Source organism: Mycobacterium sp. (genome assembly GCF_002863225.1).
In the GTDB taxonomy this organism is placed as follows: Bacteria; Actinomycetota; Actinomycetes; order Mycobacteriales; family Mycobacteriaceae; genus Mycobacterium.
In genome coordinates, this window is sequence record NZ_PKEK01000065.1 from 14,795 (window position 1) to 30,458 (window position 15,664).

General features: G+C 69.0%; 11 protein-coding genes. 2 read left to right on the plus strand and 9 right to left on the minus strand.

Annotation, left to right across the window (positions count from 1 at the left end):
* Positions 1-17 precede the first annotated feature (17 nt).
* The 8 genes from CYU59_RS20325 to pheS form a co-directional block, all read right to left on the minus strand.
* Positions 18-575: an arginine repressor gene (locus CYU59_RS20325; protein WP_293002154.1), complete on the minus strand. Its 558-nt coding sequence runs from the start codon at positions 573-575 to the stop codon at positions 18-20.
* Positions 503-1,429, minus strand: coding sequence for an ornithine carbamoyltransferase (gene argF, locus CYU59_RS20330; protein ID WP_293002037.1), 927 nt, complete (start codon positions 1,427-1,429; stop codon positions 503-505). The genes CYU59_RS20325 and argF overlap by 73 nt, the downstream gene beginning before the upstream one ends.
* A complete protein-coding gene (locus tag CYU59_RS20335) occupies positions 1,426-2,616 on the minus strand; it encodes an acetylornithine transaminase (protein ID WP_293002039.1) in 1,191 nt (396 codons plus the stop codon). The genes argF and CYU59_RS20335 overlap by 4 nt, the downstream gene beginning before the upstream one ends.
* On the minus strand, positions 2,613-3,482 hold the full coding sequence (gene argB, locus CYU59_RS20340) for an acetylglutamate kinase (RefSeq protein WP_293002041.1): 870 nt from the start codon (positions 3,480-3,482) through the stop codon (positions 2,613-2,615). The genes CYU59_RS20335 and argB overlap by 4 nt, the downstream gene beginning before the upstream one ends.
* Positions 3,479-4,702: a bifunctional glutamate N-acetyltransferase/amino-acid acetyltransferase ArgJ gene (gene argJ / locus CYU59_RS20345; protein WP_293002043.1), complete on the minus strand. Its 1,224-nt coding sequence runs from the start codon at positions 4,700-4,702 to the stop codon at positions 3,479-3,481. Before argJ ends, argB begins: the two co-directional genes overlap by 4 nt.
* 108 nt (positions 4,703-4,810) lie before the next feature.
* On the minus strand, positions 4,811-5,854 hold the full coding sequence (argC, locus tag CYU59_RS20350; RefSeq protein WP_293002046.1) for an N-acetyl-gamma-glutamyl-phosphate reductase: 1,044 nt from the start codon (positions 5,852-5,854) through the stop codon (positions 4,811-4,813).
* 57 nt (positions 5,855-5,911) lie between these two features.
* A complete protein-coding gene (gene pheT, locus CYU59_RS20355; protein WP_293002048.1) occupies positions 5,912-8,398 on the minus strand; it encodes a phenylalanine--tRNA ligase subunit beta in 2,487 nt (828 codons plus the stop codon).
* A complete protein-coding gene (gene pheS, locus CYU59_RS20360; protein ID WP_293002050.1) occupies positions 8,398-9,450 on the minus strand; it encodes a phenylalanine--tRNA ligase subunit alpha in 1,053 nt (350 codons plus the stop codon). Before pheS ends, pheT begins: the two co-directional genes overlap by 1 nt.
* Positions 9,451-9,636: 186 nt before the next feature.
* On the opposite strand from pheS, the gene CYU59_RS20365 reads away from it, so the two are divergent.
* Both CYU59_RS20365 and CYU59_RS20370 read left to right on the plus strand, forming a co-directional pair.
* The gene (locus CYU59_RS20365; RefSeq protein WP_293002155.1) at positions 9,637-13,533 is read left to right on the plus strand and encodes a Pls/PosA family non-ribosomal peptide synthetase; all 3,897 of its coding nucleotides are present in this window, start codon (positions 9,637-9,639) and stop codon (positions 13,531-13,533) included.
* Positions 13,530-14,861: a M1 family metallopeptidase gene (locus tag CYU59_RS20370; protein WP_293002052.1), complete on the plus strand. Its 1,332-nt coding sequence runs from the start codon at positions 13,530-13,532 to the stop codon at positions 14,859-14,861. The genes CYU59_RS20365 and CYU59_RS20370 overlap by 4 nt, the downstream gene beginning before the upstream one ends.
* 3 nt (positions 14,862-14,864) lie before the next feature.
* Here the strand turns inward: CYU59_RS20370 and CYU59_RS20375 are convergent, their stop codons facing one another.
* Positions 14,865-15,662, minus strand: coding sequence for a rhomboid-like protein (locus CYU59_RS20375; protein ID WP_293002054.1), 798 nt, complete (start codon positions 15,660-15,662; stop codon positions 14,865-14,867).
* Positions 15,663-15,664: the final 2 nt, after the last annotated feature.

Consider the following 15,664-nt stretch of genomic DNA (forward strand, 5'->3'; position numbering starts at 1 on the left):
TCCTTTGGGTCGTGCGGTTACGTCAGGTTTTGGATCACGCTTGCGAGCTCTGCGCCGGTCATCGGCTCGCGGGCCGCCACGAAGATGGTGTCATCCCCGGCGATGGTCCCGACCACGTAGGGCAGCGCTGCCCGGTCGATGGCACTGGCCAGGTAGTCCGCCGCGCCGGGCGGAGTGCGCAGCACGGCGAGATTGCCGGTGGCGTCGGTGGACACCAGCACCTCGCTCAGCAGCCTCGACAGCCGTGCTGTGCCACCGGACACGCCGCGCAGCGGACTGCCGTCTTCGGGCACGACGTAGACGCCGGCCCCGCCGTCGGCGCCGCGCAACTTCACCGCGCCGAGGTCCTCCAGGTCACGGGACAGAGTGGCCTGAGTGACTTCGACGCCCTCGGCGGCGAGTAGAGCGGCCAGTTCGCTCTGGCTGCGGACCTCGGCCGACGACAGGATCCCCACGATGCGGGCCTGCCGGCCCACGCGGGTGATCTCCGAACTGGTGCGCGTCACGTCGACCGTTCCAGCAGCCACACCAGCAGCGCCTTCTGGGCGTGCAGCCGGTTCTCGGCTTCGTCCCAGACCGCGCTGCGCGGGCCGTCGATCACGTCATCGGTGATCTCGTGGCCGCGGTGGGCCGGAAGGCAGTGCAGCACAACGGCTTCAGGCTCGGCCTTGGTCAGGAGCTCGTCGTTGAGCTGGAACGGGCGAAACGGCCGAACTCGATCGAGGCCGTCGTCTTCCTGGCCCATCGACGTCCAGGTGTCCGTCACCAGCACGTCGGCTCCGGATGCACCGGCAATCGGGTCCGCAGTGATGGTGACCGACCCACCGGTGTCCACGGCGCGGTGTTGGGCTGCTGCGGTGAACAACGGATCAGGCGCGAATCCGGCTGGGGCCGCGACGGTGACGTGCATTCCCGCGGTGACGCCGCCCAGCATCAGCGAATGCGCCATGTTGTTGGCCCCGTCACCGAAGTACGTCATCCGCAAGCCCGGCAGGGACCCTTTGCGTTCGGCGACGGTCTGCAGGTCGGCCAGTACCTGGCACGGATGGAACTGGTCGGACAGCGCGTTGACGATCGGAACCGTCGCGGTCTCGGCCATCGCGCTCAGCCGGGCCTGGCCGTAGGTGCGCCACACGATCGCATCGACGTAGCGGGACAACACCCGCGCGGTGTCCTGCAGCGTTTCTTCGCGGCCGAGCTGGGTGCTGCGTCCGTCGACCACGACGGCGTGCCCACCGAGCTGAGCGATACCCACCTCGAAGGAGAACCGGGTGCGGGTCGAGTTCTTGTCGAAGATCACCGCGACGCCTCGCGGGCCCTCCAGCGGCCGGTGGCTGAACGGGTTCTGCTTCAGTTCCGCGGCGAGCTGGAGCACCTCGGCCTGCTCGGCGGGCGTCAGGTCGTCGTCGCGCAGGAAGTGCCGAGTCACTGTGCCTCCTTGGCGGTGTCGAGAATCCCCGGCAACGCTGTGACGAACGTGTCGAGCTGCGGCTCGGTGATGGTCAGCGGCGGCGCCAGCCGGACGACATCGGCCGCGGCCGCGTTGACCAGGAACCCGGCGGCCCGCGCGGCGGTCTCGACGTATTTCGCGGTGGGCGTGGTGAGCACGATGCCGCACAGCAGGCCGCGGCCGCGGACGTGGTCGATCGTCGGATGCCGCAGGGATTCGATGTTGTGGCGCAACGTCTTTCCCAGCGCGCCGGCGCGACGCACCAGATCGTCGTCGGCCAGCACCCGGAGCACCGCCAGCGCGGCGGAGGCGCAGATCGGGTTGCCGCCGAAGGTGCTGCCGTGCAAACCCGGGGTGAGCAACTGGGCGGCCGGGCCGGTGGCCAGGCACGCGCCGATCGGCAGGCCGCCACCGAGTCCCTTGGCCATCGTCACGACGTCGGGGGTGATGCCGTCGTGCTGGTGGGCGAAAAACGTTCCGGTGCGTCCCATTCCGGTCTGCACCTCATCGAGAACGAGCAACGCGCCATGATGGGCGGTGATGTCGCGGGCCGCGGCCAGGTAGCCGTCCGGTGGCACGACGATGCCGCTCTCCCCCATGATCGGCTCCAGGAACACCGCGGCTGTGTCGTCGCCGACCGCGGCCGCCAGCGCATCGGCGTCGCCGTAGGGCACATGGGTGACGTCACCGGGCAGCGGGGCGAATGGCGCCTGCTTGCTCGGCTGACCGGTCAAGGCGAGAGCGCCCATCGTCCGGCCGTGGAAACCATCCTGGGCCGCAACCAGTTTGGTGCGGCCGGTCAGGCGCGACAGTTTGAACGCTGCTTCGTTGGCCTCGGTGCCGGAGTTGCAGAACAGGACTCGGGTCTCGGTGTCTGCTGCCAGCAACCCGGCCAACGCCTCGGCAAGGGCGATGCCGGGCTCGTTGGCGTACAGGTTGGACGTATGCCCCAGCGTGGACATCTGCCTGGTGACGGCTTCGAGGATGGCCGGGTGGCCGTGCCCCAGTATGTTGACCGCGATGCCGCCCAGCAGGTCCAGGTAGGACGCGCCGTCGACGTCGGTGACCACCGCGCCGCTACCGCTGGCCAGGGCGACCGGTGGGACGCCGTAGTTGTTCATCATCACCGCGGACCACCGGTCCTGCAGTCCCTCCGTGCGGGTCATGCGCTCACCACCTTCGTTCCGGATCCTTCGTCGGTGAGCAATTCGACCAGCACGCAGTGTTCGACGCGGCCGTCGATGACGTGGGCGCTGGACACGCCACCCTGCACCGCGTTCAGGCACGCTTCGATCTTGGGAATCATGCCCGTCTGCAACGTCGGCAACAGTTGAGCCAGAGTCTCGGTGTCGATCTCGGCGGCCAGCGAGTCCTTGTCCGGCCAGCGGGTGTAGAGGCCCTCGACGTCGGTGAGCATCAGCAGCTTCTCGGCGCCCAGCGCCCCGGCCAGCGCGCCCGCAGCGGTGTCGGCATTGATGTTGTGCACCACACCGTCGATGTCAGGAGCCAGTGTCGAGACCACCGGGATCCGGTTGGCGGCAATGAGATCCAGCACCACCGCGGGATTCACCGCGGCGATGTTGCCGACCAGGCCGATGTCGGTGTCGACACCGTCGACGCTGACGCTGCGCCGAACCGCGGTGAAAAGATTCGCGTCCTCGCCGGTGACACCGACCGCGTACGGCCCATTGGCGTTGATCAGGTTCACCAGTTCGCGGCCGACCTGACCGAACAACACCATGCGGGCCACGTCGAGAACCTCGGGTGTGGTGACGCGGAAACCGCCTTTGAAATCACCCGCGATGCCCAGGCGTTCGAGCATGGCGCTGATCTGCGGACCGCCGCCGTGCACCACGACAGGGTGAATGCCGCAGTTACGCAGAAAAGCCATGTCGGCGGCGAACTCTCGCCGCAACGTGTCGCTGGTCATGGCGTTGCCGCCGTATTTGACCACCACGATCTTGCCGTGCAACCGGGTCAGCCAGGGCAGCGCCGCGGCGAGTACCTGCGCCTTGGTCTCGGTGCTGATCATGACGAATACGCCGAGTTCTCTTCGACGTACGCGTGCGACAGGTCGGTGGTCCGGATCGACGCCTGAGCGTCACCGACTCCCAGATCGACGGATACGTCGATGTCGGTGGCCGACAGGTCGACCTCGCGGGCGCCCGGCGCCCCGACACCGTCGATACAGACTGCCGATCCGTTGAACGACACCGTGATCCGGTCGGGGTCGAGTTGCACCGGTGCCATGCCGACGGCGGCCAGCACGCGGCCCCAGTTCGGGTCGGAGCCGAACAGCGCGGTCTTCACCAGGCTGTCGCGCGCGATCACCCGGGCCGCGCTGACGGCGTCGTCTTCGGTCAGCGCGCCGGTGACGGTGATCGTCAAGCGCTTGGTGACGCCCTCGGCGTCGGCCTGCAACTGGGCGCACAGGTCGTCGCAGATCCGGAGTACGGCTTCGTCGAGTTCGGTTTGGCTGGGTGTGATTTCGCTCGCACCAGAGGCCAGCAGCAGCACGGTGTCGTTGGTCGAGCTGCTGCCGTCGACATCGAGCCGATCAAACGTCAGCGCGGTGGCGCGTTGCAGTGCATGTCTGAGCGCGGATGCGTCGGCGACGGCGTCGGTGGTGAGCACGCACAGCATGGTGGCCAGGGACGGCGCCAGCATCCCGGCGCCCTTGGCCATGCCGCCGACCGTCCACTTGTTCGGGTGATGCAGCGCAACCTGTTTGGGGACGGTGTCGGTGGTCATGATGGCCCGAGCGGCCTCCTCGCCACCGGTGATCCCGCCGGCCATGTCGTGCACCAGGTTCACCACTCCCGCCAGGAGCTTGTCCATCGGGAGCCGATCGCCGATCAGACCGGTGGAACACACCGCGACGTCGATCGCTCCGGTTTCGGTGCCCCACTCGGACAATGCGGCAGCCACCTTCTCGGCCGTGGCATGGGTGTCCTGGAAACCGCCCGGCCCGGTGCAGGCGTTGGCGCCACCGGAATTCAACACGACCGCGCGCAGTTGCCCGTCGGCCAGCACCTGCTGGGTCCAGAGCACCGGTGCGGCCTTGACCTTGTTGCGGGTGAACACCCCGGCGGCTGCGTGATCGGGCCCTTCGTTGAACACCAGTGCGAGGTCGAGCTTGCCGGATACTTTGATCCCCGCGGCGATCCCGGTGGCGCGGAAGCCGGCCGGGGCGGTGACGCCCTGGGTGCGAACCAGCGGCGCGGCGTTGACGATGCCGGCAAGGTCACTCATTGCCACTCCTCAACCCCGGCTGCGCCGGCGTCTTCGTCGCCGGCAAGGTCACTCATTGCCACTCCTCAACCCCGGCTGCGCCGGCGTCTTCGTCGCCGGCAAGGTCACTCACGGTGCCACTCCGACCATCGAAAGACCTTCGGCCTCAGGCCATCCCAGGGCCAGATTCATCGACTGCACGGCCGCGCCCCCGGTCCCCTTGACCAGGTTGTCGATCGCCGAGATCGCCACGAACGTCGACGCGTCCTCGTCCACTGCGATCGCGATCTGGGCCGCGTTGCTGCCGACCACAGAGCCGGTGCGCGGCAACTGGCCCTCGGGCAACAGATGCACGAAAGGCTCGTCGTGGTAAGCCTTTTCGTAGGCGGACCGCAACTGCGACAACGGCGCCGTGGTCCGGGCGGTGCAGGTGGCCAGGATGCCGCGCGTGGTCGGTATCAGTACCGGGGTGAAGGAGACGGTGACGTCGCGGTCGGTCACCTGGCCGAGGCCCTGGACGATCTCGGGGGTGTGCCGATGGGCGCCACCGACGTTGTAGGCCCGGGCCGAACCGATGACCTCCGCACCGAGCAGATCGACCTTGGCGGCGCGCCCGGCGCCCGAGGTGCCGCTGACCGCTACGACGGTGACGGCGGGTTCGATGAGATCGGCGGCGATCGCCGGGAACAGCGCCAGCACCGCCGCCGTGGGGTAGCAGCCCGGAACAGCGATCCGCCTGGCGTCGCGCAGCGCGTCCCGGTTGCCCGGGAGTTCGGGTAGTCCGTAAGGCCAGCTGCCCGCGTGCGGCGAACCGTAGAAGCGCTCCCACGCGCCTGAGTCGGTCAACCGGAAGTCGGCGCCACAGTCGACGATCAGCGTCTGCGGGCCCAGCTGCTCGGCCAGTGCCGCGGAATGACCGTGCGGCAGGCCCAGGAACACCACGTCGTGGCCTTCCAGAACGTCGACCTCGGTCGGCTCCAGCACGCGCTGCGCCAACGGCAGCAGGTGCGGATGATGATCGGCAAGCGCGGTCCCGGCGCTGCCGGCGGCGGTCAATGCGCCGATGGTCAGACGTCCGTCCTGGTAACCGGGGTGGCCGAGCAGCAACCGCAGGATCTCGCCGCCCGCGTAGCCGCTGGCACCGGCCACGGCCACCCGTATCGACTCGGTCATGGCACCCATCGTTGCATGACTATGCATAGCAGTGCAAACTCATTCTCGACGGGCGTTTCAGCTGCGCAGAACGGCACCGACGACCTCGGTCGCGCGTGCGATTGCCGCGTCGCGAGCGGCACTGGCCTCGTCCTCGGTGAGGGTCCGGTCGGTGGCCCGGAACCGCAGCGCGAAGGTCAGCGACTTGCGGTCCTCGCCGACCTGCGGGCCGGTGAAGACGTCGAACAACCGCACCTCCTCGAGCAACTCCCCCGCGCCGTCGCGAACGGCATCGGCGACCGTCTGCGCGGGCACGTCGGCGCCCACGACGAGGCTGAGGTCCTGGAAGACCGCCGGGAACGGAGAAACCCGAGGCGCGGGTAGCGCGTCGACAATCGGGATGGCGTCGAGGTCCAGTTCGACCGCGCACGTGCCCTTCGGCAGGCCGGACCGCTCGATCACCGCCGGGTGCAGTTGTCCAGCGTGTCCGACCACGGTGTCGCCGACCAGTACTTCCGCGCAGCGCCCGGGATGCCAAGGCAGATACTGGGCGGCCCGCAGCTGGACGTCAATTCCACTGGCGCGAGCAATGATCCGGACCGCTTCGAACGCATCGGTCGCATCGGATCGTCGGCCGTTCCCCCACGGACCGCGCGCCTCCCGCAGCCCGGTGAGCACCACGGCGACGTGTTGCGGTTGCCTCGGCAGCGATGCGTCGAGGGTGGCGATCTCGTCATCGGTGGGCCGGCGGTCCACCGGGATCACCGACACCCCTTTGGTCTGCGCGGTCGGCTGCACCACCTGCGCCACCGCATACAGCGCGACATCGACGATGCCGCGAGAAACATTGCGCGACAACGCCTCCAGCAGCCCGGGTAGCAACGTGGTGGCCAGGTGCGGACGATCGGCCTCCAGCGGGTTGAGCACCTGGGTGCTCTGGCGCCGGCCGTCGTCGGCGGGCAGGCCCCAGGCGTCGAACACACCCGCCGGCAGGAACGGCGTCGGGAGGATCTCGACGTAGCCGGACAACGCGAGCGACTTGCCGATCGCGCGGCGCCGACGCTGCCTGGCGGACAGCCCGCGACCGGCGGGTGCCGCCGGCAGCACCGACGGGATGAACTCCAGGCCTTCGAGGCGCAGCACCTCTTCGACGAAGTCGGCCGGCTGCAACAGATCCGGACGCCAACTCGGCGGCGTCACGGTCAGGCTGCCGCCCGCCTCGGTCACCTCGGCGCCGATCTGGGTCAGCCGGCGCGCCGTGGTCCCCGGGCGGTAGGTCACTCCGGCCAGCCGATCGGGGAGATCGGCGGCCAACTCGACCGGCGGTAGCGACCAGTCGTCGCGGGGCGGGTCACCGCGCCAGTCGGTCAGGGTCGGCGACACGCTGCCGCCGGTGATCTCGGCGAGCAACGCAGCACAACGGTCCAGTGCCGCAACGGAAATGGCCGGATCGACCCCACGCTCGTATCGACGGGCGGCCTCGCTGGGCAGATGCAGCCGCCGCGCGGTGCGCGAGACCGCGGCCGGCTCCCACACCGCTGCTTCCAGCAGCACATCGGTGGAGTTGTCGCGCATCTCGGTGCTTCCCGATCCCATCACGCCGGCGATCGCAGCGGTTGCGACATCGTCGACGATCAGCACGTCGACCGGGTCAAGGGTCCGCTCGATGTCATCGAGGGTCTCGACCTTTTCACCGGGTTTGGCGAAGCGCACGTCGAAGCCACCGGAGATGCGGTTGAGGTCGTGGGCGTGCATCGGATGGCCGAGTTCGAGCATCACGTAGTTGGTCGCGTCGACGGCCGGCGAGATCGCCCTGATACCGCTGAGCAGCAGCCGGCGTTGTAACCACCACGGCGACAACGCCGTTGGGTCGATCGTGGTGACCGGGCGCAGGGCGAAACGGCGCACTCCGGTCTCCGGCTGCACTGTCAGCGGCCAGGCCTCGGCCTCCTGGGGCAGCGGCGTGACCGCGGCCGGGTCGACGAAGTCCAAGTCGTACGCGCAGGCGATTTCACGGGCCAGGCCTCGTACCGACATGCAATAGCCGCGGTCCGGGGTGATCGCGAGATCGAAGACGACGTCGTCGAGACCCAGAACCTCGGCGCCGCTTGCGCCTGGCTGAGCGGTCCCGGGCGGAAGCACCAGGATGCCGGAATGGTCGGCACCCAAACCCAGTTCGGCGGCCGAGCAGATCATCCCGTCGGATGTGTGGCCGTAGGTCTTGCGGGTGGCGATGTGGAAGCCACCGGGCAGAGTGGTTCCAGGCAGAGCCACCACCACAAGATCGCCGACGGCAAAATTCGTTGCGCCACAGACGATGTCACGCGGTTGCTGCTCGCCGACATCCACCTTGCAGGCGCGGATCGGTTTCTTGAATCCGGTGAGCTCTTCGATCGCCGACACGCGCCCCACGGTCAGTGGGCCGTCGACGGGGCCAAGGGTGATGATGTCTTCGACCTCGTGGCCGATGCGCACGAATGCCTGCTCGAGGTCGGCGGGCGCGACGTCCCACCCGGGCGCGCCGGCCTGCACGACCTCCCGCAGCCAGCTGTAGGGAACCCGCATCAGGCCCCCACCCCGAACGGCAACGAGAAACGGACGTCACCCTCGACCATGTCGCGCATGTCAGGGATACCGTTGCGGAACTGCAGAGTCCGTTCCAGGCCCATGCCGAACGCGAATCCGGAATACTCGTTCGGGTCAATCCCGACCGCGCGCAACACATTTGGATTGACCATCCCGCAGCCGCCCCATTCGACCCAGCCGGCGCCGCCCTTCTTGTTCTCGAACCACACGTCGACCTCGGCCGACGGCTCGGTGAACGGGAAGAAGTGCGGTCGGATTCGGGTCCTGGCCTGTGGGCCGAACTCGGCACGGGCGAAAGCATCCAGGGTTCCGCGCAGGTGCGCCATCGACAGGCCGCGATCCACCGCCAGGCCTTCGACCTGATGGAAGACTGGGGTGTGGGTGGAATCGAGTTCGTCGGTGCGGAAGGTGCGGCCGATCGAGATCACGTACACCGGCAGCGCACGCTCCAGCAGCGCCCGCACCTGCACCGGCGAGGTGTGGGTGCGCAACAACTGCCGCGAGCCCTCCGGCGCGATGTAGAAGGTGTCCTGCTCACTGCGGGCCGGGTGGTCGGCGGGAAAATTGAGCGCGTCGAAGTTGAACTGCTCGGTCTCGACCTCGGGCCCCTCGGCCAGTTCCCATCCCATCGCGATGAAGGTGTCGGCGATGTGCTCGGCCAGGATCGTGATCGGATGGCGTGCGCCGGTCGGCTGCCGGGTCGAGGGCAACGTCACGTCGATGCGCTCGGCGATCAACACCGCCGCGTCACGCTCGGCGCGCAGAGTGGCAAGCCGTTCGTCGTAGCTGGTTTGGACCTCGCCCCGCGAGGTGTTCACCAGTCTCCCGGCGTCAGCGCGCTCGGTCTTGGGCACGGTGGCCAGTGCCTGCCGGGCCAGCGCCACCGGGGAACGATCGCCGAGGTGCTCGGTCTTGGCCCGCGCCAACGCGTCGAGATCAGCCGAGGCTGCGAAGGCCTGCCGGGCCGCGTCGACCGCGGCGGTCAACGCCTCCGGCGACAGGGTTTCCGTTGACGGGGGCTGGTCACCCACGCGGCGACACTCTCCTTCTCGGTGAACTCTTGATGAAGCACGGACTGCGGCCGCAGCACAGCATGCGGCGCAAGTGCCGATCATAGGTGGTCACGTTGCTGACGATCGGAAGCCGTCAGCCACTTTTCCCACCCGTCGTGCGCGCGCCAGCGGTCGAAGTGGTCGGCCTTGAGTATTTTCGTACGGGTGGTGACGCCCGAAGCTCCCGAACGTGTGCCGGAGCACTTCCTGTTGTCGCCGCGTGCCGCGAGCCCTCGCACGCTGATCGACGTCCTGTACGACACCGCCGCCTGCTTCCCGGAGGCCGCGGCGATCGACGACGGCACGGTCCAGCTCACCTACAGCGAACTGATCAGCGACATCGAAGCGAGCGTCGCCTGGCTGGCCGCCCGCGGCATCGGTCGCGGGGACCGGATCGGTATCCGGATGCCGTCCGGCAGCTTCGCGCTCTACGAGGCGATCCTGGCGACGCTCGCCGCCGGCGCCGCGTACGTGCCGGTGGACGCCGACGACCCGGACGAGCGTGCCGATCTGGTGTTCGCCGAAGCCAACGTGGTGGCGATCGTCACCGATCGCGGCATGACCCGCGGACCCGGTTCCTCGCGGGGCTGGCGGGCCGAGGCGCCGCAACCCCGTGACGACGCCTGGATCATCTTCACCTCAGGGTCGACCGGCACCCCCAAAGGCGTGGCTGTCACACACCGCAGTGCCGCGGCATTCGTCGACGCCGAGGCGCAGATGTTCCTGCGGGACAACCCGATTGGGCCGGGCGACCGGGTGCTGGCCGGCTTGTCGGTGGCTTTCGACGCGTCGTGCGAGGAGATGTGGCTGGCCTGGCGGCACGGCGCCTGCCTGGTCCCCGCGCCGCGCTCACTTGTTCGCAGCGGAATGGATCTGGGGCCGTGGCTGGTCAGCCGCGACGTGACCGTGGTGTCGACGGTGCCGACGTTGGCGTCGCTGTGGCCGGCCGAGGCGCTGGAAGCGGTGCGGCTGCTGATCTTCGGCGGCGAGGCCTGCCCGCCGGAGCTCGCCGCCCGCCTGGCCGTCGACGGCCGCGAGGTGTGGAACACCTACGGCCCCACCGAGGCCACCGTGGTCGCGTGCGCGGCGCGGCTGACCGGCGACGGACCGGTGCGCATCGGCCTGCCGCTGCCGGGCTGGGACCTGGCCGTCGTCGACGGTGACGGCCTGCCGGTGGCCGAGGGCCAGATCGGCGAGCTGGTGATCGGCGGCGTGGGCCTGGCCCGCTACCTGGACGAGGGCAAGGACGCCGAGAAGTACGCGGCGATGCCGACGCTGGGCTGGCAGCGCGCCTACCGCAGCGGTGACCTGGTCCGGCTGGACGGCGAGGGTCTGGTCTTCTGCGGTCGCGCTGACGATCAGGTCAAGGTCGGCGGACGTCGTATCGAGCTGGGCGAGGTCGACTCGGCGCTGGTGCACCTGCCGGGCGTCAGCGGGGGTGCTGCCGCCGTCCGGCGGACAGCGGCGGGCACGCCTGTTCTGGTCGGCTACATCGCCAGCGCCGACCCGGATTTCGAGATGGCCGCCGCGCGAGCCCGACTCGCCGAGCAGCTGCCGGCCGCGCTGGTTCCGCGCCTGGTCCGGGTCGACGAGCTGCCCACCCGCACATCCGGCAAGGTCGACCGCGACGCGCTGCCCTGGCCCCCGCCCGGCGGCGATGCGGAGCAGACTGCGGACCTCTTCGGCACGGCCAGTTGGCTGGCCGGGCTGTGGCGGGAGCTGCTGGGGGCCGCCGTGGACGGGCCGGAGGCCGACTTCTTCGCCCTCGGCGGCGGCTCGTTGGCCGCGGCGCAGCTCGTCGCGGCCCTCCGGGAGCGCTATCCGCAGGTGACCGTCGCCGACTTGTACGACCACCCGCGCCTCGGGTCGTTGGTCGGCTATCTCGACGAGCTGGAGAAGCCACCCGACGTCGTCGAGCGGGTAGTGCGGCCCACCCCGAGGCTGACGCAGATCGTGCAGACCGTGCTGGCGGTGCCGTTGAACACCCTGGCGGCGCTGCAGTGGGTCACCTGGCTGGCGCTGGGCAACGGCGTGGCCGAGGCCCTGAACGTGGTGCCGTGGACGGTCGCGGTCAACTGGTGGCTGGTCGGCGCGGCGTTCCTCGTGTTCGTCACGCCGCTGGGCCGGATGAGCATCGCCGTGCTGGCCGCGCGGGCCCTGCTGCCGAATGTGCAGCCCGGCAGCTACCCGCGCGGCGGCTCGCTGCATCTGCGGGTGTGGCTGGCCGAGCGGCTCGCCGAGGCCAGCGGTGCGGCGAACCTGGCCGGTGCGCCGTGGCTGGTCTACTACGCGCGCGCACTGGGTGCGGACATCGGCAAGGGCGTCGATCTGCATTCGATACCGCCGGTGACAGGGTTGTTGACGCTCGGGCATCGCAGCGCGGTCGAGCCCGAGGTGGACCTGTGCGGGCACTGGGTCGACGGCGACGCGTTCCACGTCGGCGCGATCACGATCGGCAACGACGCCACGATCGGGGCCCGCACGACGCTGCTGCCCGGAGCCGTCGTCGGCAAGAACGCCGACGTCGCACCCGGCTCGGGTGTCGTGGGCAAGGTCAAGAGCCGGCAGTACTGGAAGGGCTCGCCCGCGGTGAAATCCGGTCGGGTGAAACACCCTTGGCCAGACGAACGCCCGGCGCGCCGAATCCACTGGGTCGTGGTGTACGCGCTGACGTCGGTGTTCCTGGCGGCGATGCCGCTGACAGCGCTCGCCGCCGGCCTGACGGTGATCGGGGTGGCCGTTCACCGCACGCACCGCTTGGCGGAGGCGGTGCTGCCGGCCCTGTATTGGACTCCCGTCGCCACGGTGGCAGGCATGGCCGTGTACGCCGCGATGACGGTCGCAGCGGTGCGGTTGCTGTCGCTCGGATTGCGGGAGGGCTACCACCCGGTCCGCAGCCGCAGCGGATGGCAGCTGTGGGCCACCGAACGCCTGATGGACGGCGCACGCAACTACCTGTTCCCGCTCTACGCCAGCCTGGCCACGCCCACCTGGCTGCGACTGCTCGGCGCCGAGGTCGGCCGCGACACCGAGATCTCCACCGTCCTGCTGACCCCGAAATTCACCGTGATCGAGGACGGCGCGTTCCTGGCCGACGACACCATGGTCGCTTCGTATGAGCTTGGTGGCGGCTGGATTTACGCGGCGAAGACGACGGTCGGCCGACGGGCGTTCCTGGGTAATTCGGGCATCACCCAACCGGGTCGCCGGGTGCCCGACGACGGATTGGTCGCGGTGCTGTCGGCAACCCCGCCGAAAGCGAAGCGCGGCTCGTCCTGGTTGGGCAGTCCCCCGATGCGTCTGCGCCGGCGCCCCGCGGAGGCGGACGCGACCCGTACCTACGAGCCGTCGCGGTGGTTAAAGGCGATGCGGGCGACCGTGGAAGCGTTCCGGGTGATCCCGGTGATGACGACCGCCGTGATCGCCCTCGGGGTGCTGGGGGCGTTGCAGGCGTTGGCCCGGAGCTTCGGCTTCTGGGCGGCCGCGCTGGGCGGTGGCCTGGTGCTGCTGGCTGCGGGCGCGTTGGCCGCCGGCATCGCCGTCGCCGCGAAATGGCTTCTGGTCGGCCGGATTCGGTCCGGCGAGTTTCCGCTATGGTCGTCGTTCGTGTGGCGCAACGAACTCGCGGACACGTTCGTGGAGACCGTCGCCGCGCCGTGGTTCGCCCGCGCGGCCAGTGGAACACCGGCGATCAACGTGTGGCTTCGCGCCCTGGGCGCCGACGTCGGCCGCGGGGTCTGGTGTGAAACCTATTGGCTGCCCGAGGCCGACCTCGTCACCCTTGGCCCGGGAAGCACCGTCAACCGTGGTTGCGTCGTGCAGACGCACCTGTTCCACGACAGAATCATGAGGATGGACGAAGTGGTGCTGGAGCAGGGCGCGACGCTGGGCCCGCACGGTGTGGCGTTGCCGGCGGCCCGACTCGGCGCAGGGGTCACCGTCGGACCGGCATCGCTGGTCGTGCGCGGTGACTCGGTGCCCAAATCGACCCGCTGGCAAGGTAATCCGATCAGGCCATGGAACGTGCCGCGCGAGAAGGCCGGCAAGAAGGCGGCCGCGTGAAACGTGCGGCCAAGAAGTCGGCGCCGCGCCAGGCTTCGACCGTGATCGACCCGTATCTGCCCAAGGTAGGCAATCTCGGGTATCGCGTGTCGCATTACGATCTGGTCCTGGAATACAAGGTCACCAGCAACCGGTTGTCCGGTTCAGCCACGATCACCGCCACGAGTCTGACCGAGCTCGAGGAATTCACACTCGATCTGTCCGACGCCCTGAGTGTGTCGAAGGTGATGGTGAACGGGAAGCGGGTGGCTCAATTCGTAAGGCGTGAGCGCAAATTGCGCGTCCGGCTGGCGTCGGAGCTGTCGTCGGGTGTGACGATGTCGATCGTCGTGCACTATCACGGTTCGCCGCGGCCGATTCGATCATTATGGGGCGACGTCGGTTTCGAGGAACTGACCAACGGCGCGCTGGTCGCCGGGCAGCCCAACGGGGCGGCGTCGTGGTTTCCCTGCGACGACCATCCCAGCGCAAAGGCTGCCTACCGGATCCAGGTCAGCGCCGACAACCCATATCGGGTGGTGGCCAACGGGCGGTTGGTGTCCCGACGACCGCGCGCCGCGCAGACCGAGTGGACGTACGAGCAACCCGAGCCGACGTCGACCTACCTGATCACCCTGCAGATCGGGATGTACGAGCTGATCCGGCTGGGCACGACGCCGGTGCAGATTCGCGCGGCACTGCCCGACCGGCTGAAACACGAGTTCCACCACGACTTCGCGCGCCAGCCCGACATGATGGAGTTGTTCGTCGACCTGTTCGGCCCGTATCCGCTGGCGAACGGCTACACCGTCGTCGTAGCCGACGACGATTTGGAAATACCCCTTGAGGCTCAAGGGATTTCGATCTTCGGCGCCAACCACTGCGACGGCACCCGGGCCAGCGAGCGACTGATCGCCCACGAGCTGGCCCACCAGTGGTTCGGCAACTCGGTCACCGCCCGGCAATGGCGCGACATCTGGTTGCACGAAGGATTCGCGTGTTACGCAGAGTGGCTGTGGTCCGAGCACAGCGGCGGCCCCAGTGCCGATGAGCTGGCCGGCCAGTATCACCATAAGTTGCGCGCCGCCCCGCAGGATCTACTACTGGCCGACCCCGGACCCCGGCGGATGTTCGACGACCGCGTCTACAAGCGCGGCGCGCTGACACTGCATACGCTGCGTGGCCGCCTCGGCGACGCGAATTTCTTCGCCCTGCTGAAAGACTGGACCGACCGCTACCGGCACAGCAACGCCGTCACCGACGATTTCACCGACCTGGCGGGCCACTACTGCGATCAACCGCTGACACCATTGTGGGACAGCTGGCTGTACTCGCGGCCAGTGCCCTGACGCTCAGCTGTTGAGAACGGGCTCGGGTTCGATGTCCGACGCCGGCCGCCGACGAGCGGCCCGCGACCGGGTCAGCAACTCGGCTGTCAATGCGCCCACGGCGCCGACGGCCGCCCCGCCCGCCGTCGACCACGCGCCGTGCGCCAGCAGGAAGAAACCGAACACCGAAGACACCGCCAGCAGTGCGCACCGCACCCGCGTCCAGCGCGCGGGGCCGTCCAACCGGGTGGCGACCAGCAGGCCCAACATCAACGCAACGGAATGCCCGACGTCGGTGAAATCTTCGCCGAGGACCGCCGCGGCCAGACCGACCGGAATCCAGAAACCGATCCACGCGGGACGCCACCGCAGAGGTATGGCCGATGTCAACGCACCCAGAACCGCGACCGCGCCGTAGCTCACCCCGACGTCGCTCGCGCGCGACACCGACAGCGGCAGCCAGTGAAATTTGACCGCTGCGGTCAACCCGGCCGCGACCAGCAGCGTCGCGCCGATATGGCCGGTGATGAAGACGATGGCGAGCCGGCCACTGCGCCAGATCAATTCGGCCAGCGCCAGCAGACAGACAAAGCACGGCAGCCAGAAGTACATCGGCCCGGCGTCGGTGATGAAGGCGCTGTCCAACAGCGTTGCCAGGTGGCCGTGAGCCAGGTTGTGCAGATTCGTGCTGGCTTGCGCGATGACGTGCGCGCGGGCACGCGGACGCAGCTCGGCAAGCGCCGCGCTGACGGCGATCAGCACAGCCGCGTAACCGAGCGTGATCCGCACACGCGAAAGCCGCGACAATATCCGCAATATCATCG

Bases quoted from the DNA above. Each gene is read 5' to 3' on its own strand.
- CYU59_RS20335 (WP_293002039.1), bottom strand. From the start codon at position 2,616: ATGACCCGCACGGAGGGACTGCAGGACCGGTGGTCCGCGGTGATGATG.
- argB (WP_293002041.1), bottom strand. From the start codon at position 3,482: ATGATCAGCACCGAGACCAAGGCGCAGGTACTCGCCGCGGCGCTGCCC.
- argJ (WP_293002043.1), bottom strand. From the start codon at position 4,702: ATGAGTGACCTTGCCGGCATCGTCAACGCCGCGCCGCTGGTTCGCACC.
- argC (WP_293002046.1), bottom strand. From the start codon at position 5,854: ATGACCGAGTCGATACGGGTGGCCGTGGCCGGTGCCAGCGGCTACGCG.
- pheT (WP_293002048.1), bottom strand. From the start codon at position 8,398: ATGCGGGTTCCCTACAGCTGGCTGCGGGAGGTCGTGCAGGCCGGCGCG.
- CYU59_RS20375 (WP_293002054.1), bottom strand. From the start codon at position 15,662: ATGATATTGCGGATATTGTCGCGGCTTTCGCGTGTGCGGATCACGCTC.